The sequence below is a fragment of the Acinetobacter schindleri genome, assembly GCF_010918895.1.
In the GTDB taxonomy this organism is placed as follows: Bacteria; Pseudomonadota; Gammaproteobacteria; order Pseudomonadales; family Moraxellaceae; genus Acinetobacter; species Acinetobacter schindleri.
In genome coordinates, this window is sequence record NZ_CP044483.1 from 1,669,936 (window position 1) to 1,692,210 (window position 22,275).

26 protein-coding genes are annotated in these 22,275 nt (G+C 42.3%); 12 read left to right on the plus strand and 14 right to left on the minus strand.

Annotated elements, in window-relative coordinates:
- Position 1: 1 nt before the first annotated feature.
- Together FSC11_RS08080 and FSC11_RS08085 are read right to left on the minus strand one after the other, a co-directional pair.
- Complete coding sequence (locus FSC11_RS08080) at positions 2-913, minus strand: bestrophin family protein (protein WP_163166210.1); 912 nt, start codon at positions 911-913, stop codon at positions 2-4.
- A gap of 147 nt (positions 914-1,060) precedes the next feature.
- A complete protein-coding gene (locus FSC11_RS08085; protein ID WP_163166212.1) occupies positions 1,061-2,788 on the minus strand; it encodes a glutamine--tRNA ligase/YqeY domain fusion protein in 1,728 nt (575 codons plus the stop codon).
- A gap of 477 nt (positions 2,789-3,265) precedes the next feature.
- On the opposite strand from FSC11_RS08085, the gene FSC11_RS08090 reads away from it, so the two are divergent.
- The 3 genes from FSC11_RS08090 to FSC11_RS08100 all read left to right on the plus strand — a co-directional run bounded on the left by FSC11_RS08090 (position 3,266) and on the right by FSC11_RS08100 (position 5,158).
- Positions 3,266-3,775, plus strand: coding sequence for a peptidylprolyl isomerase (locus FSC11_RS08090; protein WP_004812701.1), 510 nt, complete (start codon positions 3,266-3,268; stop codon positions 3,773-3,775).
- 110 nt (positions 3,776-3,885) lie between these two features.
- Positions 3,886-4,602: a UDP-2,3-diacylglucosamine diphosphatase gene (locus FSC11_RS08095; RefSeq protein WP_163166214.1), complete on the plus strand. Its 717-nt coding sequence runs from the start codon at positions 3,886-3,888 to the stop codon at positions 4,600-4,602.
- A 94-nt stretch (positions 4,603-4,696) separates the two neighbouring features.
- The gene (locus tag FSC11_RS08100) at positions 4,697-5,158 is read left to right on the plus strand and encodes a super-infection exclusion protein B (protein WP_227590966.1); all 462 of its coding nucleotides are present in this window, start codon (positions 4,697-4,699) and stop codon (positions 5,156-5,158) included.
- 181 nt (positions 5,159-5,339) lie between these two features.
- Here the strand turns inward: FSC11_RS08100 and hpaI are convergent, their stop codons facing one another.
- Positions 5,340-6,134, minus strand: a complete 795-nt coding sequence (hpaI, locus tag FSC11_RS08105; protein ID WP_163167744.1) for a 4-hydroxy-2-oxoheptanedioate aldolase — start codon at positions 6,132-6,134, stop codon at positions 5,340-5,342.
- 243 nt (positions 6,135-6,377) lie between these two features.
- On the opposite strand from hpaI, the gene nfsB reads away from it, so the two are divergent.
- Positions 6,378-7,031, plus strand: coding sequence for an oxygen-insensitive NAD(P)H nitroreductase (nfsB, locus tag FSC11_RS08110; RefSeq protein WP_163166216.1), 654 nt, complete (start codon positions 6,378-6,380; stop codon positions 7,029-7,031).
- 108 nt (positions 7,032-7,139) lie between these two features.
- The gene (locus tag FSC11_RS08115) at positions 7,140-7,361 is read left to right on the plus strand and encodes a hypothetical protein (RefSeq protein WP_163166218.1); all 222 of its coding nucleotides are present in this window, start codon (positions 7,140-7,142) and stop codon (positions 7,359-7,361) included.
- On the opposite strand, the gene FSC11_RS08120 is transcribed toward FSC11_RS08115, so the two are convergent.
- The 4 genes from FSC11_RS08120 to FSC11_RS08135 form a co-directional block, all read right to left on the minus strand.
- Positions 7,330-8,184 carry a DMT family transporter gene (locus FSC11_RS08120; RefSeq protein ID WP_163166220.1) on the minus strand — a complete coding sequence of 285 codons (855 nt, stop codon included), beginning with the start codon at positions 8,182-8,184 and terminating at the stop codon, positions 7,330-7,332. The two genes, FSC11_RS08115 and FSC11_RS08120, sit on opposite strands and share 32 nt — an antisense overlap.
- A 94-nt stretch (positions 8,185-8,278) precedes the next feature.
- A complete protein-coding gene (fba, locus tag FSC11_RS08125; protein WP_004812686.1) occupies positions 8,279-9,313 on the minus strand; it encodes a class II fructose-bisphosphate aldolase in 1,035 nt (344 codons plus the stop codon).
- Positions 9,314-9,432: 119 nt separating this feature from the next.
- Positions 9,433-9,711, minus strand: a complete 279-nt coding sequence (locus FSC11_RS08130; protein ID WP_163166222.1) for a hypothetical protein — start codon at positions 9,709-9,711, stop codon at positions 9,433-9,435.
- A gap of 154 nt (positions 9,712-9,865) precedes the next feature.
- Positions 9,866-11,053: a phosphoglycerate kinase gene (locus tag FSC11_RS08135; RefSeq protein WP_163166224.1), complete on the minus strand. Its 1,188-nt coding sequence runs from the start codon at positions 11,051-11,053 to the stop codon at positions 9,866-9,868.
- A gap of 140 nt (positions 11,054-11,193) precedes the next feature.
- Here FSC11_RS08135 and FSC11_RS08140 point away from each other — a divergent pair, with 140 nt between their 5' ends.
- Positions 11,194-11,577, plus strand: a complete 384-nt coding sequence (locus FSC11_RS08140) for a DUF2237 family protein (protein ID WP_005221773.1) — start codon at positions 11,194-11,196, stop codon at positions 11,575-11,577.
- Positions 11,577-12,170 (plus strand): Maf family protein, encoded by a 594-nt coding sequence (locus FSC11_RS08145; protein WP_163166226.1) that lies wholly within the window; start codon positions 11,577-11,579, stop codon positions 12,168-12,170. The genes FSC11_RS08140 and FSC11_RS08145 overlap by 1 nt, the downstream gene beginning before the upstream one ends.
- 59 nt (positions 12,171-12,229) lie before the next feature.
- On the opposite strand, the gene FSC11_RS08150 is transcribed toward FSC11_RS08145, so the two are convergent.
- Complete coding sequence (locus FSC11_RS08150) at positions 12,230-13,600, minus strand: BapA/Bap/LapF family prefix-like domain-containing protein (protein WP_163166228.1); 1,371 nt, start codon at positions 13,598-13,600, stop codon at positions 12,230-12,232.
- Positions 13,601-13,972: 372 nt separating this feature from the next.
- On the opposite strand from FSC11_RS08150, the gene FSC11_RS08155 reads away from it, so the two are divergent.
- Entirely contained in the window at positions 13,973-15,145 is a 1,173-nt protein-coding gene (locus tag FSC11_RS08155) for a ribosomal protein uL16 3-hydroxylase (RefSeq protein WP_163166230.1), read from the plus strand.
- A 78-nt stretch (positions 15,146-15,223) separates the two neighbouring features.
- Here the strand turns inward: FSC11_RS08155 and FSC11_RS08160 are convergent, their stop codons facing one another.
- From FSC11_RS08160 to FSC11_RS08170, 3 genes are all read right to left on the minus strand, one after another.
- Positions 15,224-16,003: a glutathione S-transferase N-terminal domain-containing protein gene (locus tag FSC11_RS08160; protein WP_004812679.1), complete on the minus strand. Its 780-nt coding sequence runs from the start codon at positions 16,001-16,003 to the stop codon at positions 15,224-15,226.
- A gap of 101 nt (positions 16,004-16,104) precedes the next feature.
- Complete coding sequence (gene rraA / locus FSC11_RS08165; protein ID WP_163166232.1) at positions 16,105-16,614, minus strand: ribonuclease E activity regulator RraA; 510 nt, start codon at positions 16,612-16,614, stop codon at positions 16,105-16,107.
- An 11-nt stretch (positions 16,615-16,625) separates the two neighbouring features.
- Positions 16,626-17,291, minus strand: coding sequence for a Rossmann-fold NAD(P)-binding domain-containing protein (locus FSC11_RS08170; RefSeq protein WP_004812676.1), 666 nt, complete (start codon positions 17,289-17,291; stop codon positions 16,626-16,628).
- Positions 17,292-17,504: 213 nt separating this feature from the next.
- On the opposite strand from FSC11_RS08170, the gene rpsT reads away from it, so the two are divergent.
- Complete coding sequence (rpsT, locus tag FSC11_RS08175; RefSeq protein ID WP_004786139.1) at positions 17,505-17,774, plus strand: 30S ribosomal protein S20; 270 nt, start codon at positions 17,505-17,507, stop codon at positions 17,772-17,774.
- 249 nt (positions 17,775-18,023) lie between these two features.
- On the opposite strand, the gene FSC11_RS16415 is transcribed toward rpsT, so the two are convergent.
- The 3 genes from FSC11_RS16415 to FSC11_RS08185 all read right to left on the minus strand — a co-directional run bounded on the left by FSC11_RS16415 (position 18,024) and on the right by FSC11_RS08185 (position 19,930).
- Positions 18,024-18,149 (minus strand): hypothetical protein, encoded by a 126-nt coding sequence (locus FSC11_RS16415; protein WP_004812675.1) that lies wholly within the window; start codon positions 18,147-18,149, stop codon positions 18,024-18,026.
- 119 nt (positions 18,150-18,268) lie between these two features.
- Positions 18,269-19,018 carry a histidine phosphatase family protein gene (locus FSC11_RS08180; RefSeq protein ID WP_163166234.1) on the minus strand — a complete coding sequence of 250 codons (750 nt, stop codon included), beginning with the start codon at positions 19,016-19,018 and terminating at the stop codon, positions 18,269-18,271.
- Positions 19,019-19,078: 60 nt separating this feature from the next.
- A complete protein-coding gene (locus tag FSC11_RS08185) occupies positions 19,079-19,930 on the minus strand; it encodes a 3'(2'),5'-bisphosphate nucleotidase CysQ family protein (protein ID WP_163166236.1) in 852 nt (283 codons plus the stop codon).
- Positions 19,931-19,942: 12 nt separating this feature from the next.
- On the opposite strand from FSC11_RS08185, the gene FSC11_RS08190 reads away from it, so the two are divergent.
- From FSC11_RS08190 to recA, 3 genes are all read left to right on the plus strand, one after another.
- A complete protein-coding gene (locus FSC11_RS08190) occupies positions 19,943-20,629 on the plus strand; it encodes an HAD-IA family hydrolase (protein WP_163166238.1) in 687 nt (228 codons plus the stop codon).
- Entirely contained in the window at positions 20,622-21,062 is a 441-nt protein-coding gene (locus FSC11_RS08195) for an RNA-binding S4 domain-containing protein (RefSeq protein ID WP_004812671.1), read from the plus strand. The genes FSC11_RS08190 and FSC11_RS08195 overlap by 8 nt, the downstream gene beginning before the upstream one ends.
- A gap of 146 nt (positions 21,063-21,208) precedes the next feature.
- Positions 21,209-22,252, plus strand: coding sequence for a recombinase RecA (recA, locus tag FSC11_RS08200; protein ID WP_163166240.1), 1,044 nt, complete (start codon positions 21,209-21,211; stop codon positions 22,250-22,252).
- The last annotated feature ends 23 nt before the right edge of the window (positions 22,253-22,275 follow it).

Sequence of the window (22,275 nt, forward strand, 5' to 3'; positions counted from 1 at the left end):
CTTAACTCAGATGCCCTTTCCAAGGCTTTAAAGGTTCAGGTATTTCCCGTCCTATAGAACTTAAAGTTTCCCGTTCGACCAAGCGCACGATTGAATCAAGCGCCAGGTCATTGTCCTGTAGTCCAAAAGGTTCTTCTAGCTCGGCACTCAACTCATCCAAGCCTAAAAACAGATAGGCAATCAATGCCACTAGGACTGGCGTCCATAATCCCAAGTTGGCTTCCAGGCTGAAAGGCAGAATAAAACAGAAAGAATATACTGCTCGATGCAACAGTACGGAATAAGAAAATGGCAACGGCGTCGACAGAATCCGGTCGCAACCTGCCTGAATATTTCCGAGCTCTACCGTATACTGATTCAGGTTATTATAAATAATATCGGAGATCTGCCCTGATCGATAACATTCTACTAACTGTTTCTGCATCTGTTCCAGTACCCATTGTGCAGGATTAACCTGCTGCTTAAGCTGATTGAAAGCAATTGGATCAAACTGAGTATCAGGCTGGTAATGCTCAATGTTACTCTCTTGCTGACGCAAACGATCGCGCAATAAATGAGTAAACAGCATCATCCGGTATAAGAGCAATTCCCTGTTTTCAGTATCGAGTATGTGAGTATCCCGACTCAGGTGACGCGTGGTGGCGATCAATGCACCCCAAAGCTTACGCCCCTCCCACCAGCGATCATAACAGGCGGTATTCCGAAAACTCAGGAAGATCGAAAGAATTACCCCAAAGATGGTGAAGCCAATTGCAGGCACTGCAGGCAGGCTAAAAAAATGCTCCCGACTCAAATAAACCAGTACCCCAGAAATCAGAATCACTGAAATAAGCGCGGGTAATACCTTGGGCAAAATGGTGCCATGCCAGGCAAACAGCAGGCTAAAACTATTACTTTTATCACGGACGATCATGTTCTTGTTTTACACTCCATAGAAATAGCCCAACCGAAGTTGGGCTATCTAAAGGTTTATTAGAACCAAACTGTTTTGACTCTGCCGAAGCCAATTTGCCTTGGTAGAAGATAGTCAATACAATTTAAATCACTCACCGGATACAACTTATTTACCTGGCTTAAAGCTGTCTTTTAGATCCAGAATACGGTTAAACACTGGCTTTTCGCTTGAGTGATCATATTGATCTGCCACAAAGTAGCCTTCACGTTCAAACTGGAAGCGATCTTCCGGTTTAGCCTCTGCAAGTGCTGGCTCAATCACGGCTTGTACCACTTTCAATGACTCAGGGTTCAAGTTCGCCAGGAAGTCATCACCAGTTTCTGGATCAGATTCAGTGAACAGACGATCATAAATACGAACTTCTGCAGAAATACCTTTGCTTGCAGATACCCAGTGAATCACACCTTTCACTTTGCGGCCTTCAGGGTTTTTACCTAAAGTTTCAGGATCTATTGAACATTTTAGTTCAACGACTTCACCATTTTCATCTTTAATCACCTCATCACACTTGATGACATAAGCATGACGAAGACGCACTTCACCGCCAGGAATCAGACGTTTAAAGCCTTTAGGTGGTTCTTCTTCAAAGTCTTTACGGTCAATGTAAATTTCAGAGGTCAATGGAATCAGACGCTCGCCCATATCCACATTTGGGTGACGAGAATGCGTCAGATCCATATCCGCTGGCAGATTGGTTAAAGTCACTTTTAGTGGATTAAGTACTGCCATACCACGTGCAGCCGCATTTTCCAGAGACTGGCGAATGCAATACTCCAGCATTGCTACATCGACGATACTGCCATCAACCTTAGATACACCTACACGCTTACAGAAGTCACGCAGACCTTCCGGGGTGAAACCACGACGGCGCATACCTACGACAGTTGGCATACGTGGGTCATCCCAACCATTCACATATCCGCCTTCAACCAGTTTACGCAGCTTACGCTTAGAAGTAATGGTGTAGTCGACATTCAGACGGCTTGACTCATACTGACGTGGAACAGCTGGTGATTGAACTTTCTCGATCACCCAGTCATAGAATGGACGGTGATCCTGAAATTCCAGTGTACATAAAGAGTGTGTTACACCTTCAATGGCATCTGATAATGGATGCGCATAGTCGTACATTGGGTAGATTTTCCATTTGTCGCCAGTCTGATGGTGTTCAGAATGCAGGATGCGATACAGAATCGGATCACGCATATGCACGTTTGGAGACGCCATGTCGATCTTGGCACGAAGCACAGCCTGACCTTCCGCAAACTCGCCATTGCGCATTTTCTCAAAACGCTCTAGGTTTTCAGCAACAGTGGCATCACGTTGTGGCGAGTTTTTACCTGGTTCTACAAAGTTACCGCGATTTAACTTGATTTCTTCTGGAGACTGTAAGTCCACATAGGCATCACCCTGTTCGATCAGTTGAATAGCCCATGTATAAAGCTGATCAAAATAGCTCGATGCATAGCGCGGCTCACCATTCCATTCAAAACCTAACCATTTCACATCATTGGCAATACCATCAACATATTCTTGTTCTTCAGCATCCGGGTTGGTATCGTCAAAACGCAGATTACATAAACCATTAAATTCTTGAGCAATACCAAAGTTCAGACAGATCGCTTTTACATGTCCGATATGCAGGTAACCATTTGGCTCAGGTGGGAAACGTGTCACCACTTGTTGAGTACGGCCTGCTTCTAAATCATCAGTGATGACCTGGCGCACAAAGTCTAAGCCCGGTTGTTGTTCCTGCTGCTGCGCTGAATCGACTGCATTCTTGTTTTGGGTCGGGTTCTCGGGCAGAGATGTAACAACATCATTTGGCTTCATGATCAATCATTCACTTCTAAAGTTAAAAATAAGGGTTTTATGTCCTGTTACGGGAGGCTTTAGACATGCCGTAAAACATAAACTAAAGTCCCCTAGTTTAACTTTAGGTGATCAATCTCTCAACTGCTAACTGTGGCATTTGTTTTCTATTCAATCATTTTAAAATGATCAGGCCAGGTCTGCTGTAATTGCATGCAAATTTGGACGAATGATCCGGAGCTTTTTCATAAATATAATCGCATGTCGCTGTTTAAGAAAAGAAACATACTCTTTCAAAAAAATGTGTCATTGTTAATTGGTAAAGCGCAGGCAATTATCTGGATTTACCTGCTGGAACAATGCATAAATAAGATACGATTTTCAGAATTTTATCCGAGAAAAGTATATTTTTGCTTGCCTTGTCGATTACAGTTTGCTTATGCTTCTCTCATTCAAAAAAACCCATGACTTCAAAGGTCATGATCAGGAGATTACACAATGAGTTTTCCTCAAGTCGAATTAAACACCAATAAAGGTCGTATTGTTCTTGAATTAAACGCTGAAAAAGCACCTAAAACAGTGGCAAACTTCTTAGAATATGTACGTGACGGTTTTTATGACGGCGTAATTTTCCACCGCGTTATTGATGGTTTCATGATTCAAGGCGGCGGCATGGACGAAAACTTCAAAGAAAAAGCAACGCGTGACGCGATTGAAAACGAAGCTGACAACGGTCTGAGCAACGACGTTGGTACCATTGCAATGGCACGTACTCAAGCACCTCACTCTGCTTCTGCTCAGTTCTTCATTAACGTGAAAAACAACGCTTTCCTTAACCATACTGGCAAAACTGCACAAGGTTGGGGTTATGCAGTATTTGGTAAAGTTGTTGAAGGCATGGACGTTGTTGACGCAATCAAAGGTGTTCGCACTGGTAACCGTGGCTACCACGCTGACGTTCCACTAGAGAACGTTGTAATCGAATCTGCAAAAATCATTTCTGAATAAAAAACGTCCTCTCCGTTCTTTATGAGTTTTAAAGCGATGCTTTAAAACGGTGTAATGGAAAATCCCTCATATGAATGAGGGATCTAGAGAGGAATAAAAGGAAAAGATTTGTGACCCATCTGTTTATCGCCGATTTACATTTGTCACCTGATCACCCTCGACTCGTTCGGGGGTTTTTAGATTTATTAGATGCCTATAAAGATAAGAATACCCAACTCTATATTCTGGGTGACTGGTTTAATGCCTGGATTGGTGACGACTATACCGCTCCTTGGCTGGATGAAATTATTGAGCATTTAAAACAGTTTACCAAAGCGGGTAATCAGGTTTATTTTCTAGTCGGTAATCGTGACTTCGCTTTGGGCAAAGATTTTCTAAATCAGTTCACAGGACAACTTTTGCCCGATGTTCAGTTCTTAACGATTACTGGCAAAAAGATTCGTATAGAACATGGCGACGAACTCTGCACTGATGACATCAGCTACCAAAGATTCCGTAAAATTATCCGTCATCCCTGGTTAGTCGGCTTTTTAAGAAAAATGCCGTTGTCTTTTCGTGCCCGGTTGGCACAAGGTTTCCGCAAGAAAAGCCATGAAGCGCAGCAATTCAAAAGCTATGAGGTTATGGACGTGAATCAAGATGCTGTTAACACCGCACTACAAGATGTCGATCTGCTGATTCATGGTCATACTCATCGTGCCAATATTCATGATGTAAATAGCAAAAAGCGGATTGTCTTAGGCGACTGGAGAGAAGAATCTGCGCAGATTCTTGAGCTTTCTGGTGATCCTGAGCAAGAAATACAGCTGACGACTTGGTATTACTAAATATAGCGGAATTACGACTAAGAAAATTCACTTGCTCTTTATTAAAATGATCAGTTATCATTCAATTAATTTTATTATTTTTCATACACATAAAATGAAATCCAGTTTTCAAAAAGCTAATAGTATATTTCTTATATTTGTGTCCTTAATATTTGCAGTTTCTACTCTTGAAATTGACCCAAATCTAAGTCAATTTGTTAATAGCTACTTCACATTTTTATTAATTATATTCCTCATAAGTCTCTCATTTTTGATATATGACCTCATTGTTTTTCTAAAACGTCAAAAAGAACAACGAGATTTAATTTCAAAAACACAAAAAGAATTTATCAATTCTTTGACAAAATTATCTTATGAAGAGAAGAATATTCTGTCATTATTTATGGATGGAAAAGTTCAAGAAAAGAGTTTAAATTCTAATGATCAAGCAGTAGCTTGGCTTGAAGCGGTGAAGTTTATTTACAACACTGGAAGGCTAGAAGGTAATAAAAAAATTTATCGCATTGAACCTACTCTTTCAAAATATTTGATGCAAAATCCTAATACACTTTACTAATAAAAAGCCCTGAATTAATCAAGGCTTTTTATTTTAGGTGATTATGTAGGTACATAATGTGAAAAACTGTTTCATCAAGGTCCTGCTGAAGCTAACTTAAAAAACTGAATTACTAAATCTAAGCTAAATAATAGGCAACTGGTTACAGTTGTCTTTCTCATTTCAGGATGTAGAAAGCAGATTAATATCCACCTTCAGATTTCACCACTTCAGTACCCTGCTTATATTTAAATAACAGTTCACGCAAAGAATTCATCAGTACACTGGTATCCACGCCGACCGCAACAAATTCAGCACCCAAATCGAGATATTTTTGAGTAATATCATGTTGTGTCGACAGAATACCAGCCGCTTTACCAGCAGCACGAATCCGCTGAATCGCGTCAATCACGGCTTTTTGAACTTCAGGATGATTTGGATTGCCTTGATACCCCATGGTCGCAGACAGATCCACTGCACCAATAAAAACACCATCAATACCATCGACCTTTAAAATTTCATCCAGATTTTGCAGACCTTTTACCGATTCAATCTGAATCAACAGACAGATATCTTCGTGGGCGGTTTGGTAATAATTCGGAATACTATTCCAGCGAGTAGCACGAGCCAGCGCTGCACCAACACCCCGGATCCCTTCTGGTGGATAACGTACCGCTTTTACCATCAGCTCGGCCTGTTCAACCGTTTCAACCATGGGGATGAGTAAGCTTTGCGCGCCAATATCCAGAAGCTGCTTGATGAGCTGTACACTGCCAATGGGTGGGCGTACCACTGCCTGCGATGGATAGGCTGCAATACTTTGTAGTTGCGATAACGTGGTTCTTAAATCACTAGGTGCATGCTCACCATCAATCAACAGCCAGTCATAGCCGGCATTGGCAGCAATTTCTGTACCGTAAGCATCTGCCAGACCGACCCATAACCCGATTTGCTGTTCAGTTTTGAGTTTTCTTTTGAAGTAATTGGTGTATTGCATACGCCCGCTCGCTTGCATGTTATTGCTTATAAGCTTATTAAACGCCTCTTGGCAAAAAGTGCCAATAGTGAAAAGCTCTTTTATCATTAGCCAAAGCTCTAAGTGCTAACATTATAAATAGTAGATATCTACACAACTTATGCTTTGCCTGAAGGAAATTTATTGTAATAATCCACTTCACTTACAGTATGACTTTACTGTATGCCCCCATCCAAGATCAACAAAGACGAATGGAGTCCAGTTATGGATTTACTTAAGGTTTCTGAATCTCGTTATACGACAAAGGCTTATGATCCATCCAGGAAAATTCCGCAGGAACAGTTTGATCGTTTGACCGAGATTCTTCGCCTGGCTCCCTCTTCAATTAATATCCAGCCCTGGCATTTTTTTATCGCTGATCATGCGGATGCCAAAGCACGTATTGCCAAGGCTTTAGTGGGTACATATGCCTATAATGCACCAAAAGTATTGGATTCTTCGCATACAATTCTTTTCTGCACCAAAGCTGACATTACTGAGCAGCATTTAAATAATCTTCTGGAACGTGATGATGTACTCGGCCGTTTTAAAGATGAAACCGCCAAAGAAGCACAGCGCAATACCCGTACAGGTTATGTTGAATATTACCGTAATGAAAAAGGAGATATTCAGCGTTGGGCGGAAAACCAGACCTTTATTGCACTGGGTCAAATGTTAATTGCTGCAGCAATCGAAGGTGTAGATGCAACGCCCATTGGTGGCTTTGATGAAGGCATTCTTACTGAAGAATTGAACCTCAATGAACAAGGCTTGATTCCATCTGTAATTATGACTTTGGGTTACCGCAGTGAAAATGATTTCAATGCCAAGCTGCCAAAATCCCGTCTGAAAGCTGAAGATGTTTTCACCAAACTGTAAGCATTTTATGTTATAAAAGGGGCGCAAAGCCCCTTTACTTGTCATTATGGGCCTAATTTTTGCTTAACTAAAGAACACTTATAATTCAGAATAACAATAGAGGTATCCATGTCAGTTCTTCCATCCAGACCAATTAAATTTGAATGCAAACACTGCGAAAAAATCTATCTACATCAATATAAGCATGAACAGCATCGTTATCCGCATTGCCCACACTGCCGACAGGCTGGCATGCTTCTGGGCTTGGCTGAAAAAGAAGACCTGATTCGTCTGCCACTAGATTATGCCAGTGCCTATGTCAAGCAGACATGGCATAGGCTAAGCAGATAACACTGGCAAGCCCCAGCACTAACCCGAGACTGCTTGCAGGCTTTAGACGCTCTTTAAAGAAGACCAGGCCTGCAAGTACCCCAAATACCACTACCAGAATATTCATTCCCGCAAACACAATCGCTGGTGTATCTTTTAGCAGCATATGCGCTTTAACATAAAATGCTATATTGGCGAAGTTCAGTCCCCCTAGAACCAGCCCGGCACCAATATGCTTCAAATCACCAAAATGATGATATTTAATCACTAGATAAGTCATTGAGAAAATAAAGGCACAGATGAACATCAGGTTCAGCGTCACAGCGAACTGCAACCCCAAACTGGTGGTGTATTTCAATAACACATCAATCAGTGCGTATCCGACCCACACTAATCCCAGATACAGCATACCTCGAGTTCCTGTGCCAGTATCATTTCGATTGGACAGCAGGATACAAATCACCGCAGTGATCCCGAGACCGATTCCAATGATTTTCAGCTGGCTAAACTGTTCCTGAAAGATGAAGTAAGCTGCTGCAAGAGAAAGTACGATTGATAGACGCTGGGCGATTTCTGTCTTTAGGATCCCCGCTGTTTGCAAAGCCCGAGCCAGTAGCAGAAATACACTTGGCAACAAGATGCCTAAGACAAAAATCAGTAACCACGGCGTATGAGTGACTGATACATGTGCCAGATCGGGTTTAAACCAGAAATAGCAAAGAACACTTGCTGTGGCATAGTTCCATGCAATCAGATGAATGGGATTGAGTCCCCTGTTCCTTCCTGTCTTGAGTAAAATCGAGACCATGACACTGCATAGTGCAGCTGCAAAGATCAGTTCCATTGCATGCTCATCAGTATTTTTAAGTACGCTATTTTAATACAAAAAAAGCCCACAAGATTTTTGTGGGCTTTCAAGCATGATTTCAGGCTAGCAATTAGTAGCGAGAAACCATTTTTTCCAATGAAATTGGACGAATCTTGTCAGCATTACCTGCTGTACCAAATGCTTCGTAACGATCTACACAGATTTGCTTCATTGCTTCAACGGTTGCAGCAAAGAATTTACGTGGATCGAATTCACTTGGTTTTTCAGCCATCATACGACGCATTGCACCAGTTGAAGCTAAACGTAAGTCTGTGTCGATATTGATTTTACGGACACCGTGTTTGATCGCTTCAACCAGTTGCTCAACTGGAACACCATACGTTTCTTTGATGTCGCCGCCATACTGGTTAATTACAGCTAACCATTCTTGTGGCACAGAACTTGAACCGTGCATTACAAGGTGCGTATTTGGCAGTGCTTCGTGAATTTCTTTAATACGGTCGATCGCAAGAATATCACCTGTAGGTGGACGCGTGAATTTATACGCACCGTGAGAAGTACCTACAGCAATTGCTAAAGCATCGACGTTAGTATCAGCAACGAATTGACGCGCTTCTTCAACTGAAGTTAAAAGCTGAGAATGATCTAGTACGCCTTCAGCGCCCACACCATCTTCTTCACCGGCCATACCTGTTTCAAGGCTACCCAGACAACCAATTTCACCTTCAACAGAAACGCCACACGCATGCGCCATTTGTACCGTACGACGAGTGACATCGACGTTGTATTCATATGAAGTTGGTGTTTTACCGTCTTCACCCAAAGAACCATCCATCATCACTGATGAGAAGCCTAACTGGATAGAACGTTGACATACGTCAGGGCTGGTACCGTGGTCTTGATGCATTACCACTGGAATGTGTGGCCATTCTTCGATTGCTGCCAAAATCAGATGACGCAAGAACGGTGCACCTGCGTACTTACGTGCACCCGCAGATGCCTGTACGATTACAGGTGAATTTGTTTGGTCTGCTGCCAACATAATGGCACGCATTTGTTCTAAGTTGTTTACGTTAAATGCTGGTACGCCGTAAGCATGTTCGCCGGCGTGATCCAAGAGCTGGCGCAATGAAATAAGAGCCATAATATCCTCCCAGTGAATGCCACATATTCTACATGCACAAAGGTTTCAATTCAGCAACAAATAACACTATTTAAAAAAAATCCCTGCAAATGCAGGGATTTTGTCTCACATTGACCCAATTAAGGTGCCACAGCTTCCGAAGTTGCTGCGACTGAGTCGTCTGCAGTCGCTGCATCTGCTGGAGCATTCGCAATTTCAGCAGGAATGTCGGTATTTTTTTCATCTAGAACCGGCTGATCAATTGCATCAATCGCTGCTTGCTGTTCTGGCGTTACAGTCTCATCTGCTACGGCTGCCGAAGCTTCTGCTTCAGCTGCTGGGGTATTTTCCTGTTTCGCACATGCAGTCAGTGCCAATGATGCTGCCAATAATGCCGCTAAAGTTAACTGTTTTTTCATCACGTAATCTCATCATTTGGTGATTTAATGTGTGCATCTTATGACAGATTTATTGCATTTTAATGACGAAGCCATGAATGATAAGTTTCCGCTGTCAAAAAAATGACATAAAAAAGCTGGCACTTGGCCAGCTTTTTTAGGCTAAAACATGCAATTAAGCGCGTTCTAGGAGTACCGCAACTGCAGGAAGGGTTTTACCTTCGACAAACTCAAGGAATGCACCCCCACCAGTCGAGATATAACCAATTTTGTCAGCAACGTTGTATTTATCAATCGCAGCAAGCGTGTCACCACCACCTGCAATCGAGAAACCTTCCGATTCAGCAATCGCTAACGATAGAGTTTTCGTGCCTTCACCGAATTGATCTACTTCAAATACGCCCACTGGACCGTTCCAAAGAATCGTTTTAGACGTTTTCAAAATTTCAGCAAATGCTTTTGCAGTTTCTGGACCTACATCAAGGATCATGTCGTTGTCAGCAACATCTTCAACTTTTTTCACAACCGCTTTAGCAACAGCTAATGAGCCCAGGAAGTCATCAAAATTGATTTCAGATGCATCAGCAACCACAACGTCCGTTGGAAGTGGAACAGAAACTTTGGCTGCAATTGCTTTAGCTGTATCGATCAAATCATTTTCACACAGTGATTTACCTACATTGTAGCCAGCAGCTGCAAGGAAAGTATTCGCGATACCACCACCTACGATCAATTGATCACAGATATCAGAAAGTGAAGTCAATACGTCTAGTTTAGTTGAAACCTTGGAACCAGCAACGATTGCAACCATTGGTTTTTCAGGAGTTTTCAACGCGCGACCCAAAGCATCCAATTCTGCTGCAAGTAAAGGACCTGCTGCCGCCACTTTCGCCAGACGAGCCACACCTTCAGTAGATGCTTCTGCACGGTGTGCTGTACCAAATGCATCCATTACAAATACGTCACAAAGTGCTGCATATTTCGCGGCAAGTTCAGGGTTATTTTTCTTTTCACCGATGTTGAAACGACAGTTCTCAAGTAAAACCACTTGACCAGGTTGAACTTCAACGCCATCCAGGTAGTCAGTGAATAACTTTACTTCCTGACCTAATGCTTCAGTCAAATATGCTGCTACAGGTGCAAGTGACTGTTCAGCTTTAGGCTCACCTTCAACTGGACGACCAAGGTGTGAATACACCATAACCGCTGCACCTTTTTCTACGGCAGCTTTAATAGTTGGCAATGCTGCGCGTAAACGTGCATCGCTAGTAATCACGCCATTTTTAACAGGGACGTTTAAATCTTCACGAATAAGAACGCGCTTACCCGCAAGGTCAAGGTCAGTCATACGTTGAAAGTTCATCTAGAGCTCTCTTTATAGATATTAAAAACGAGGCGATTTTAAATGATTATGCAGAAAAAGGTTAGCATCTTTTGCAGAAAAGCTAACGATTGCCAAAGTTTTGTTATGATAGGAAAAAGCATCCATCAGATTCCGTACCCATGTCGATACATCCAGATCCAGATTTAAACCGTTTAAATGTTTTGGGCGAGCCATTGGCGAGCTGCTGTTTTGACCCGATTACCGGCTACTTCCGTAATGGTTTCTGCCATACTTCCCCTAGTGACCTGGGCCAGCATACAGTTTGTGCACAGATGACTTCGGAGTTTTTAAATTTCTCCCAAAAAGTAGGTAATGATCTGATTACGCCTTTACCAGAAGTCGGTTTTCCGGGGCTTCAGCCAGGTGATTTCTGGTGTATTTGCGTGACGCGCTGGGTAGAAGCTTATGAAGCAGGCCAGGCGCCACCAATCAAGCTGCAAGCCTGCCATAAAGCAGTTCTAGCCTATGTCCCTCTGCATGTTTTAGAAGAATACGCTGTCTAATGAATACCGCAAAGATTATTCTGGCCTCTTCCAGCCAGACCCGTAAAGAATTGATGAATCGCTTACGTCTTGACTACGTATCGATCGTCCCGGATATCGATGAATCACCACAAGGTGAAAATCATGCGGATGACTTAGCCAAGCGACTGGCTTTTGAAAAAGCCCGACATGTGGCTGAGCAACACCCAGATGCAATCGTCATTGGCTCTGACCAGGTGGCTTGGCGTGAAGGCGCACCAGATATCTTTATTGGCAAGCCCTTAACTGCTGAAAAAGCAATTCGCCAGTTACAGGCCAATTCAGACAAGATTGTATATTTCAGTACAGCACTGAGCGTGCAACAGAAATCTAGCGGTTTTGAGCAAACTCTGGTTGAGCATTATAAGGTAAAATTCCGCAAGCTATCTCAAGCTGAAATCGAACGTTATATTGACATTGAACAGCCTCTGCACTGCGCTGGCAGCTTTAAATGTGAAAGCTTAGGCATTAGTCTGTTTGAAGAAATGATTGGTCAGGACCAGACGACGTTGATGGGCATGCCGATGATCAAACTATGCAATATCTTGCGTGAGCTGGATATTCTGTTGCCTTAAAAATTAGTAAGAAAGCAGTTTTAGGACTGCTTTTTAGCAACTATCGATCAGGTAAATATTTAACCAATAATCTGTTGCTGCTCAGATAAAAGCTGTTGCAACATGAGATCTGATTGATTTTCCAATATCAACGGATCGCTGGCTTGCGCAACCTCTTCAGCATCAGTTTGAATCATAATTTGATCCCCTTCATTCCCTACTACAATAATATTGTCTACATGACTAGAATCAGAAAGCAGCTCAGCTAATGAAACTGTATCTGATCGCATAAAGTCGATATTCATCAAACTACTTTCTTTTTCTATACCCTCTAACAACAGATTCATCTGATTATTTAAATTTGAAATTGCATCCGCTGTATTTAGTATTTTATAAACTTGCGTATTGCTATCCAAGCCCGAAGAAATGAAATCTATGAGCTGTTTAGCATCAATAATGTCCTCGTTCCTATCTGATGGAATAACATCATGATCAGTATCAACTGCCCCTTGTTGCTCTTCAGAGCTATTCCTCATAAATTCTCGTGATGTTTTAAACCTGCTCACAGCTTCTTGATCAGGAACGGTATATTCATTTTGTTCAACTAGGTTAAGTCGAGCTAGTCGAAGTATTGGATTTGTTGGTTCTGGTTGCCCCGGCTCTGGCTCAGGTTCTACCGGCACTTCTGGTTCCGGCTCTGGTTCTATTGGTACTTCTGGTTCAGGTTCTACTGGTACTTCCGGCTCTGGTTCCGGTTTAGGCTCTACCGGTACTTCTGGTTCAGGTTCTGGCACTTCTGGTTCTACTGGTACTTCTGGTTCTGGTTCTGGCTCTACTGGCACTTCCGGCTCTGGTTCTGGATCTACCGGCACTTCTGGTTCCGGTTCTGGCTCTACCGGAACTTCTGGCTCAGGTTGTATCGGTACTTCCGGCTCAGGTTCAGGTTCTGGCTCTACTGGTATTTCCGGTTCAGGTTCTACTGGCACTTCCGGCCCAGGATCTATTGGCACTGGCTCATTTAGCTCTAACTGTTCATCATCTTCAACCTCACCACTGTCTGTCGCTGCAACTCCACCAATGAGCAATGTACCAATCGCTATCCACTCCCAATTTTCTGCAAGAAACGAGGAAGATGGTAATAATGTATCTGTCCTTGAAATCTGCTTATATTGCTTGGTCACCTCATCAAACCAATACAAAGTACCGCTTTGCTCTTCAATCACAAGACTAGACGTTAAACCTTCATGATTGTTTGCATAAAAATTTTCAACTACCAATCTTTCGCCATTTCTCAATACTAAAATCAGATTTGTACCGTCTTGAGACATCTGGACAATATCTGATTTAGAAATTTTGATTTTTACAATGGAGCTTTGATCAACTCGAACCGTATCAGCATTCATCTGTATTTTTTCTTTTGTTTTTTTATTAATTAATTGAATTTCTTTCATTTTATTTTCCAAATTATTTTTATTCTCCTTACAAAAAATTGTGTCATTTCGTCACTTATGTCAATCAAAGTATGTTTTTCACTATTTTATTTACGTAATTATCACTTTTAATTGAGCTACTCTAATTTGGTTCATATCTTTGTAATTCTTATCCTTCATTCAAAATGCTATTCTTCTTATTCAATTTTTAAGAGCGCTAAAATTTTTTAATAAATTAATTTTTAAATAAAATTCTCATCATTTATTTTATGAAAATAAATATTACTTAGTTTGCTCTCCTGCTATTTATAAAAGCTCTATTTCTCACCATCTCGCTTGCACCATTCAATAACTCAAGGGACAATAAGCAAAATTTATCTTGTAGTTAATCCCATGTCCCAATCTTTAGATGTATTAGGCGGAATTACCGCTGAACAATTCCTTGCTGAATACTGGCAGAAAAAACCTCTCCTAGTACGTAATGCCATGCCTGAAATTGCTGGCCTGCTTGAACCTGACGATGTCATGGAGCTGGCTCTGGATGAAAATGTCACTGCACGCCTGATCAAGCAAAAAGACCGCGACCCGAACCAATGGTCAGTGAAATCTTCACCTTTACTAAAAGCTGATTTCCAGAAGATGCCTAAATTATGGACACTCCTTGTTCAGGCAGTAGATCACTATTCCTTTGATCTATCAGAACTCTGGAAAAAATTTCCATTCATTCCACAATGGCGCCGTGATGACATCATGGTGTCGTATGCGCCTCAGGGTGGTTCTGTAGGCAAGCATTTCGACTTCTATGATGTCTTCCTTGTACAAGGTTATGGTCACCGTCGCTGGCAATTAGGTCAGATGTGTAATGCAGAGACTGAACTTGTTCCGGGTCAGCCATTAAAATTACTTCCAGAAATGGATGTAAACTTTGATGAAGTCCTTGCTCCAGGCGACTTACTGTATGTTCCGCCTGGGCTTTCACACTACGGCGTAGCTGAAGATGACTGTTTAACTTTCTCTTTTGGTTTCCGTATGCCAAATGTCAGTGACATGATGGATCGTGTTGGAGACAAGTTTGCTGAAAATGAAGTCTTACGTAATCCTCTGACCGATATCATTCGTGATCAAATCAGTGCTGCTGGTGAAGTCACAACTAATGAGCTTGAATATCTGAAAAGTAAAATCATGGAGCAGTTACATAACTCCAATGTACTTGAAGATGCCATCATGAGCCTGATGTCTGAACCTAAATACCCAGAAAATATTCCAGAAGCTGAAGAAATTGGTACTGGCGACCTGGAAGAAGCATTAGACCAAGGCTATAGCATTATGCTCGAGCCTGCATCACGCCTGCTTTATACTGAAGAAGATGATAAAATACTATTCTGGGGCAATGGTGAAGGTTTATGTATCTCGGAAGCTTTTGCAGAAAAACTCAAGCTGATCGCCAATGGTGAGTCTGTGATGCTCAATCTGGACTTTGCTGATGAAGATATACTGGAAGATCTGGCAGATTTGCTCAATGAATCCATCCTCATGCTGGTTCCGCCTGCTGAAGAAGAAGAATAAGAAACAAAAAAGAGGATCATTTGATCCTCTTTTTCGTTGGTGACCTAGGAAATTCTTTAATTAAAAAATTTACGAAAATTAAGCGCCATACTGACCTTTTAGATATTTCACAATATCTTTAGATTCGAACATTTTTACATTGGTATTCGGATCGACCAGATAAGGCACCTGGATATTGTTCCCCATCATGGTGAACAGCTGTTCGCGTTTACCGCCTGGCAAGGGCTCGTATTTTCCTGGCTTTAAGCGTAGCTTGGCTGGGCCATAATCTTGCCAGCGTTCTTTCGCCACATTGTGGTAGATATAAGGAATTTCCAGCTCAGACAATACACCACGGACTATACGGGTATACGGGCTGGCTTCAAACCCCCACAGCTCCAGAAGCTGTTCAGGTGCAGGTTTATTTTTCTTTAATGGTTTTGCCATACCACCGCGTAAACCGTTGACCATCGTACCAGCAATTGCAGCCACCGGCACCTTTGGATAATTTGAATATTTCGCCGGCGTCTTACCAGTTTTGCCATAATGCTTAAACAGATGATGAATGATATCCTGAGATTCGTAAAGTTTATCTCCTGTATTTTCATCTACTAAAAATGGGAACTGGAGTTTGCCTCCTTGCTGTTTTACTTCAGGACGGAAGCGTTTACCGCCTCGTGGGCATGGATACACTTCATAATCAAGGTTGAGTAAAGTCATCACTTCACGGACACGGCGACAGAATGGCGAGCCTTCGTACTCATAAAGCTTTAAGGGTTTTTCAGGCTGGTTTGGAAATGGCGTTCCGGAAACTCCTCGTCCACCTTCCAGAAATGCGGATGCCAATGCCTGTGCTACTTTAATCTGATGGCCTAACATATCGTCTGTCCTCTTTATTGTTTTAAAGCCGTGAAAGCAGCAATCTAAACTGACTGACTTTCACGGTATAGCTGATTTTTGTATGTTTTCAATAAACAGGATTAGTCCACCAGTTTTTCTTTAGACAGCACGATCCCGTTATTGTCCGCATAAACGTATTCACCTGATTGAAAAGTCACGCCGCCAAAGTACAGTGGAACATCGACTTCACCAATACCTTTGCGATTGCTCTTTTGAGGAATCGAAGCTAAGGCATGCACACCAAGATCCAGTTCGGCAATCGCATCCACATCACGTACACAACCGTAAATAATTACACCATTCCAGTGATTCTTTACTGCTGATTCAGCAATCAGGTCACCCATCAGTGCACAGCGCATCGAAGCACCACCATCCACCACCAGGACTTTGCCTGTACCATCGGTTGCCAGTAATTCTTTGACACGAGAATTATCTTCAAAGCACTTTACTGTGACAATCTGGCCACCAAAGCTTCTACGTGCCCCATAGCTTTTAAAAAACTTGCCATCCAGGCATGGTGTTACGAATTGCAGGTCTTTATCTGGATTATCATCAAGCAGGTCACAAGTTACAAATGGTACGCTGGACACGATTTTTACCCTCATTTCATTTTTTGTATGGCTAAATTATCATAAATTTCAAATTTCACAGTCTGATTCAGGGCTGCATATACCATAGTATGAGCCACCTGCTCGGCTGTCACTGGCTTGTATTTAAAAGAATCCGGTACCAAATGCGAAAACTTGCCATAGAGTTTCTGTGCAGCATCTTCCAGTAAACGTTGATGACCACGTTCACCCATTAATAAAGATGGCCGGATCAGACTGATTCGTTCCAGCGTTAAGGTCTGGATATAATCTTCCAGCTCGCCTTTGACCCGATTATAGAAAAACCAGGACTCAGCATTCGCCCCCATGGCACTAATCAGCAGATAATGCGCATCCGTCTGTTGAACCAGCTCGGCAAAATGGGCATTGATGGTATAGTCCACATTATAAAAAGCATCTTTGGAACCTGCCTGCTTTAAGGTTGTACCCAGACAGCTGAAAGCATGGGTATGTCCGCTGACATCCTGATCATTCAACATCAGAAAATCCTCAAAGACCAGTTGTTTGACTTTGGGCCATTGCTCAAACTCTGGCTGGTGCTTGCGTACCACGACACTGATACGCTTGCAGCTCGGCTCATTAACCAGCTGTTGTACCAAGCTCTTACCCACAAGACCTGTGGCACCAATGATGATTGGATATGTTATGGTTTTAGTCATTTTTTGTACGATCTCCCTGCCTGAATACTAATCTAACGTTTTCTTTAGAATTTTTCTGCAACTAAAATGTTGTCAAAGCATGTCAAGACTTGACTTAAGCCCTCAGTTTCCTCAAAATATGGCACTTGTTTACGGGCTGGTGATAGTTCTTCTGATGTGGTTTTCAGTTGAGTTTCAGCCCGCCCAGACCAATCTATTTCAAGGAGTGCACGAGTGGCAAACTCTGCTCAAGCAAAAAAACGTGCTCGTCAAAACGTTAAAGCACGCAAACACAACGCAAGCTTGCGTTCTATGGTTCGTACATATCTTAAACGTACAGTAGCTGCTATTGCTGCTGGCGACTATGCTGTTGCTACTGAAGCTTACAAAAAAGCTGTTCCAGTAATCGACCGTATGGCTGACAAAGGTATCATCCATAAAAATAAAGCAGCTCGTCATAAGAGCCGTTTGAACGCGCAAGTTAAAGCATTAGCTTCTAACTAATCGCAAATGAAAAAAGCCCTTTTAGGGCTTTTTTTGTGCCCAAAATTTAGTAAATCAACAAAATGATCTATTCAATAAAAAGATCATTTTTTAATAAATAGACTTTACAAGATTATTTCCACTCAATTCTTCTTCCTTATTTCCCAATATTTTTAAAATATTCTTTAAAACTTATGGAAATCCTATTTCGCACCAAAAATAAGATTGATAAAAGTAAGAACGGCAATATCAGCCAGTTTAATATTTGAATTATTGATCCTTATCCATAGAATGTGGCGTTGTGGTCTTGTCCTGCTCTGGCGAATCCGTATCACGTTTCTGACAGGCGGTTAGACCCACCATAATAACCAAACTTAAAATTGTGATAGTTTTCATTGTTTTTCCTATACTTTGGATATCTGTTTAAATATCAGCATAGTGATTTTTGATGATTATTCTATTTCACTTTCATAAGACAAATGTAAAAGCTCAACCCTCATGATTGAGCTTTTAACTTATTTCCTGGTGTGTAATTCCGCATTCTGAAACTGGGAAATATCCAGTTCATGTACCTTACCGCGCCAGATCCATTTCAGTTTAGACTCCTCAAACACATCGCCTTCAAACCAGACAAACAAACCTTCCATCATTTTCGGCCAGTCTTCCCGACTAACTTCCTGATGACCTGACATGACTGCAATCATAGCTGCCAGAATCGTGTCATGACTTACTGCCAGACTGAGTCCATACGGCGTTTTTGGATGCGTGTTATAGATTAATTCCAGCACATCGACCACCCCATGAATCGGATGCTTCATGCCCGGCAAGGCGTTATTCACAAAGCTATTAATAAAACCTAATGCACCCTGTTTCTTGAAATATGGCCCAGCCTTCTGAATATCTAGTACAAAACTGCCAGGCTCGACCAGTAAGCCTTGTTCGATAATTTCAATGTTATGGGTATGCGATGCCTTATTGGTTGTATCTGCACCCTCAATCATAAGGGCGGCAGTATCGACACAACGCTGAATAGGGCTAGAGATACAATGCTGAATATGACGATCAGTTTGATTGACCAGATAAGCCCCCCACTCCTGCGCCAGATCACGCCCCTGTGATGTTAATTGCAAGTCGTAGCCTGCCAGGCCTTGACCAGCAACTTCTTCACGCAAGGAATGACGCGTAAACAGAGTCACAGGTGTCTTCGTATCAGGCAATAAATCTATTGCGCTGAGCATACTCGGTGGAAGCAGTTTTAATGCCACAATCTTGCCAACTGGTCTATCAACGGAATCAGCTTCACTATAACATGAACACTACACAGCTCAATCACTGCCTTGCATATCAGCCAGTGCCTTAAAGGCCAATATCTTCATCTCTTTGGTCTTATAGGCAATAAAACCACCATTTAATAAGGTCTCACGCTGATTATAACTAAATGGCCGTCCTTTAAAATCTACCAAACCACCGCCAATACGTTCCAGCAAACATTGCCCGGCACTAGTGTCCCATTCACAAGTCGGATGGAAACGCGGATAAATATCCACCTGATCTTCCAGAATCATGCAAAATTTATAAGCACTGCCAGCTTTAAACTCCTCAAACTCAGTAAATTTAGCCAAACTTTCCAGATAAGCCGCATATTTAGGCTTTTTTTGGCTACTTTGACTTAGACCAATATGCACCGTGTCTTGTTGAGATGCTGGAAAATATTCATGCCAGCAATCTTGCTGAATGTCATATTTTAGCGGCATACCTTGTTCTGGACAAAAATAAATAAGCTGTTGTGCCGGAATTGCAAGAATGGCAAAAGTCGTCAGATTATCTTTGACCAGGCTCAGATTAATGGTGAATTCTGGTCGTTGATGCAGAAATTCCTTAGTGCCATCCAGAGGATCGAGCAGCCAGAATGTAGACCATGCCTGACGGTCCTCCTGTTTACCTTCTTCAGAAAGTAACGGTAAATCAGAAATTTCAGCGAGGACCTGAGTCAGAAAAGTATTGACCCGGTAATCGGCTTGCGTCACAGGCGAATCATCCTTTTTCCTTTCAATGTCAAAAGCAGCACCGGAACAATATTGCTGATATTCTTCTCGCAAAATTTCACAAGCCTGTGTCAAAATGGGCACAAACTGCAAAATCATCGGATCTTGTGGTGCTGTTGCTGCTTTAAACATAGAAAACCTTATATGCCGAATTGCTCAGAAAAACCGCCCATTATTTTTGATATGGACGGGACCCTACTTGATCTTGCCTATGACGATTTCATCTGGAATGACCTGCTTCCTGTCCGCTATGCTGAAACGCACCATTGCAGCTTGGAGCAAAGTCGAACAACGCTTTATGCATTCTATCAAGAACATAATCATACCCTAAACTGGTACTCATCGCGCTTCTGGACAGCTAAAGTCGAAGTGGATGTTCTGGCCATGCAAATTGAGCATAAAGATAAAGTTAGCTTACGCCCTTATTGCTTGGAATTACTCGATTATCTTAAAAATAATGGCTATCCGATCTGGCTGGCCACCAATGCCGACTGTGCAGGACTCGCCTTCAAACTGGATCATCTGAATCTCAAAGATTATTTCAATGTCATTGTCAGCTCGGAAAGCATTGGACATGCCAAGGAATTTGTAGAATTCTGGCAAGGTCTGAATGCTTTGCACCCCTTTGATCCTGAGCAGGTCTATTTTATTGATGATACCGAAAAAGTCCTGAATGGTGCCAAAGCCTATGGCATTCAGAATCTGTTCAGTATTAAACAGCCCTCCTCCAGCAAAGTTGCTCGCGAGACTTGCAATTACCCGATGCTGCACCAATTAACAGATTTAATCACATATTTAAATCAGGCTGAGGTTAACAAGCAATATGCGTAAATCGTCTTTACCCGAAGATGCGGTAGGCATGCGTATAGATAAATGGCTGTGGGCGGCACGTTTTTTCAAAACGCGCTCCATTGCCAAGAATGCCATTGAAGGCGGCAAGGTGCATATTGGCGGCGAACGTGTCAAAGTCTCCCGTGAAGTCCGGATCGGCATGGAAATCACGGTCCAACAAGGCATTGACAAGAAAACTGTTGTTGTCAAAGAACTATCTGATGTCCGTGGCCCTGCTCCAGTTGCGCAAACACTTTATGAAGAAACTGAAGTCAGTATTGCCCGACGGGAATTGATTGCATCACAAAGAAAGTTGCATAATCTTGCTCGTCCGGATCACCGACCAAGTAAAAAAGATCGCCGTGACATCAGTAAATTTAGAGACGAAAATAGTCAGCTATTTGACCAACATTGGTCATATAATGATGATTAAATTCAAGCGTCAGCGTATGTCGTACATGCGCTGAATTTTATAGAATATCAGGGAACTTTCTGTCACTATTATACCTGTGGAACAAAGCTCTAATTTAAGACATCCACTTGAGTACTAATTTAGTGACATCGTATTGAGGTTGTAAGATGGATGAGAATAAAAACAAGGCGCTGAATGCTGCCTTAAGCCAGATTGAAAAACAGTTTGGCAAAAACACAGTAATGCGTCTTGGTGACAATACCGTTCAAGCAGTTGAAGCTGTATCTACAGGTTCTTTAACGCTTGATATCGCGCTCGGTATTGGCGGTTTACCAAAAGGCCGTATTGTCGAGATCTATGGTCCTGAATCTTCAGGTAAAACCACAATGACATTACAAGCGATTGCAGAATGTCAAAAAGCTGGTGGTACTTGTGCATTCATCGATGCAGAACATGCGCTTGATCCTCAATATGCACGTAAATTGGGTGTAGATATCGACAACCTGCTGGTATCTCAACCCGACCATGGTGAACAGGCACTTGAAATTGCCGACATGCTGGTACGTTCAGGCGCGATTGACCTGATCGTTGTCGACTCCGTAGCTGCCCTGACCCCTCGTGCTGAGATTGAAGGCGAAATGGGTGACTCACACATGGGTCTGCAAGCACGTTTGATGAGCCAGGCACTGCGTAAAATCACTGGTAATGCCAAGCGTTCAAACTGTATGGTGATCTTCATTAACCAGATCCGTATGAAGATTGGTGTAATGTTCGGTAGCCCAGAAACGACTACTGGTGGTAATGCACTGAAATTCTATGCTTCTGTACGTCTGGATATCCGACGTATTGGTCAGGTAAAAGAAGGCGATGAGATTGTAGGTTCTGAAACCAAAGTCAAAGTTGTGAAGAACAAAATGGCGCCTCCATTTAAGGAAGCCCTATTCCAAATTCTGTATGGTAAAGGTGTAAACCATCTCGGCGAACTGATTGACCTTGCAGTACAGCAGGAAATCGTACAGAAAGCCGGTGCTTGGTACTCTTATCAAGGTGACAAGATTGGCCAAGGCAAGAACAACACTATTCGTTATCTGGAAGAGAACAAAGCACTTGCAGATACCATTGAAAAACTGATTCGTGAGCAGCTTTTGACGACAGGCAATGTGGTTGAAGATAAAGACGAAGAAGAACCAGTAGACTTTCTGGATGCATAATCCTTAAACGTCTTACAGAGCGC

Coding starts and splice junctions, on each gene's coding strand:
- FSC11_RS08080 (WP_163166210.1), bottom strand. CDS start 913: ATGATCGTCCGTGATAAAAGTAATAGTTTTAGCCTGCTGTTTGCCTGG.
- FSC11_RS08085 (WP_163166212.1), bottom strand. CDS start 2,788: ATGAAGCCAAATGATGTTGTTACATCTCTGCCCGAGAACCCGACCCAA.
- FSC11_RS08090 (WP_004812701.1), top strand. CDS start 3,266: ATGAGTTTTCCTCAAGTCGAATTAAACACCAATAAAGGTCGTATTGTT.
- FSC11_RS08100 (WP_227590966.1), top strand. CDS start 4,697: ATGAAATCCAGTTTTCAAAAAGCTAATAGTATATTTCTTATATTTGTG.
- hpaI (WP_163167744.1), bottom strand. CDS start 6,134: ATGCAATACACCAATTACTTCAAAAGAAAACTCAAAACTGAACAGCAA.
- nfsB (WP_163166216.1), top strand. CDS start 6,378: ATGGATTTACTTAAGGTTTCTGAATCTCGTTATACGACAAAGGCTTAT.
- FSC11_RS08115 (WP_163166218.1), top strand. CDS start 7,140: ATGTCAGTTCTTCCATCCAGACCAATTAAATTTGAATGCAAACACTGC.
- FSC11_RS08120 (WP_163166220.1), bottom strand. CDS start 8,184: ATGGAACTGATCTTTGCAGCTGCACTATGCAGTGTCATGGTCTCGATT.
- fba (WP_004812686.1), bottom strand. CDS start 9,313: ATGGCTCTTATTTCATTGCGCCAGCTCTTGGATCACGCCGGCGAACAT.
- FSC11_RS08130 (WP_163166222.1), bottom strand. CDS start 9,711: ATGAAAAAACAGTTAACTTTAGCGGCATTATTGGCAGCATCATTGGCA.
- FSC11_RS08135 (WP_163166224.1), bottom strand. CDS start 11,053: ATGAACTTTCAACGTATGACTGACCTTGACCTTGCGGGTAAGCGCGTT.
- FSC11_RS08140 (WP_005221773.1), top strand. CDS start 11,194: ATGTCGATACATCCAGATCCAGATTTAAACCGTTTAAATGTTTTGGGC.
- FSC11_RS08145 (WP_163166226.1), top strand. CDS start 11,577: ATGAATACCGCAAAGATTATTCTGGCCTCTTCCAGCCAGACCCGTAAA.
- FSC11_RS08150 (WP_163166228.1), bottom strand. CDS start 13,600: ATGAAAGAAATTCAATTAATTAATAAAAAAACAAAAGAAAAAATACAG.
- FSC11_RS08155 (WP_163166230.1), top strand. CDS start 13,973: ATGTCCCAATCTTTAGATGTATTAGGCGGAATTACCGCTGAACAATTC.
- FSC11_RS08160 (WP_004812679.1), bottom strand. CDS start 16,003: ATGTTAGGCCATCAGATTAAAGTAGCACAGGCATTGGCATCCGCATTT.
- FSC11_RS08170 (WP_004812676.1), bottom strand. CDS start 17,291: ATGACTAAAACCATAACATATCCAATCATCATTGGTGCCACAGGTCTT.
- FSC11_RS16415 (WP_004812675.1), bottom strand. CDS start 18,149: ATGAAAACTATCACAATTTTAAGTTTGGTTATTATGGTGGGTCTAACC.
- FSC11_RS08185 (WP_163166236.1), bottom strand. CDS start 19,930: ATGTTTAAAGCAGCAACAGCACCACAAGATCCGATGATTTTGCAGTTT.
- FSC11_RS08190 (WP_163166238.1), top strand. CDS start 19,943: ATGCCGAATTGCTCAGAAAAACCGCCCATTATTTTTGATATGGACGGG.
- FSC11_RS08195 (WP_004812671.1), top strand. CDS start 20,622: ATGCGTAAATCGTCTTTACCCGAAGATGCGGTAGGCATGCGTATAGAT.
- recA (WP_163166240.1), top strand. CDS start 21,209: ATGGATGAGAATAAAAACAAGGCGCTGAATGCTGCCTTAAGCCAGATT.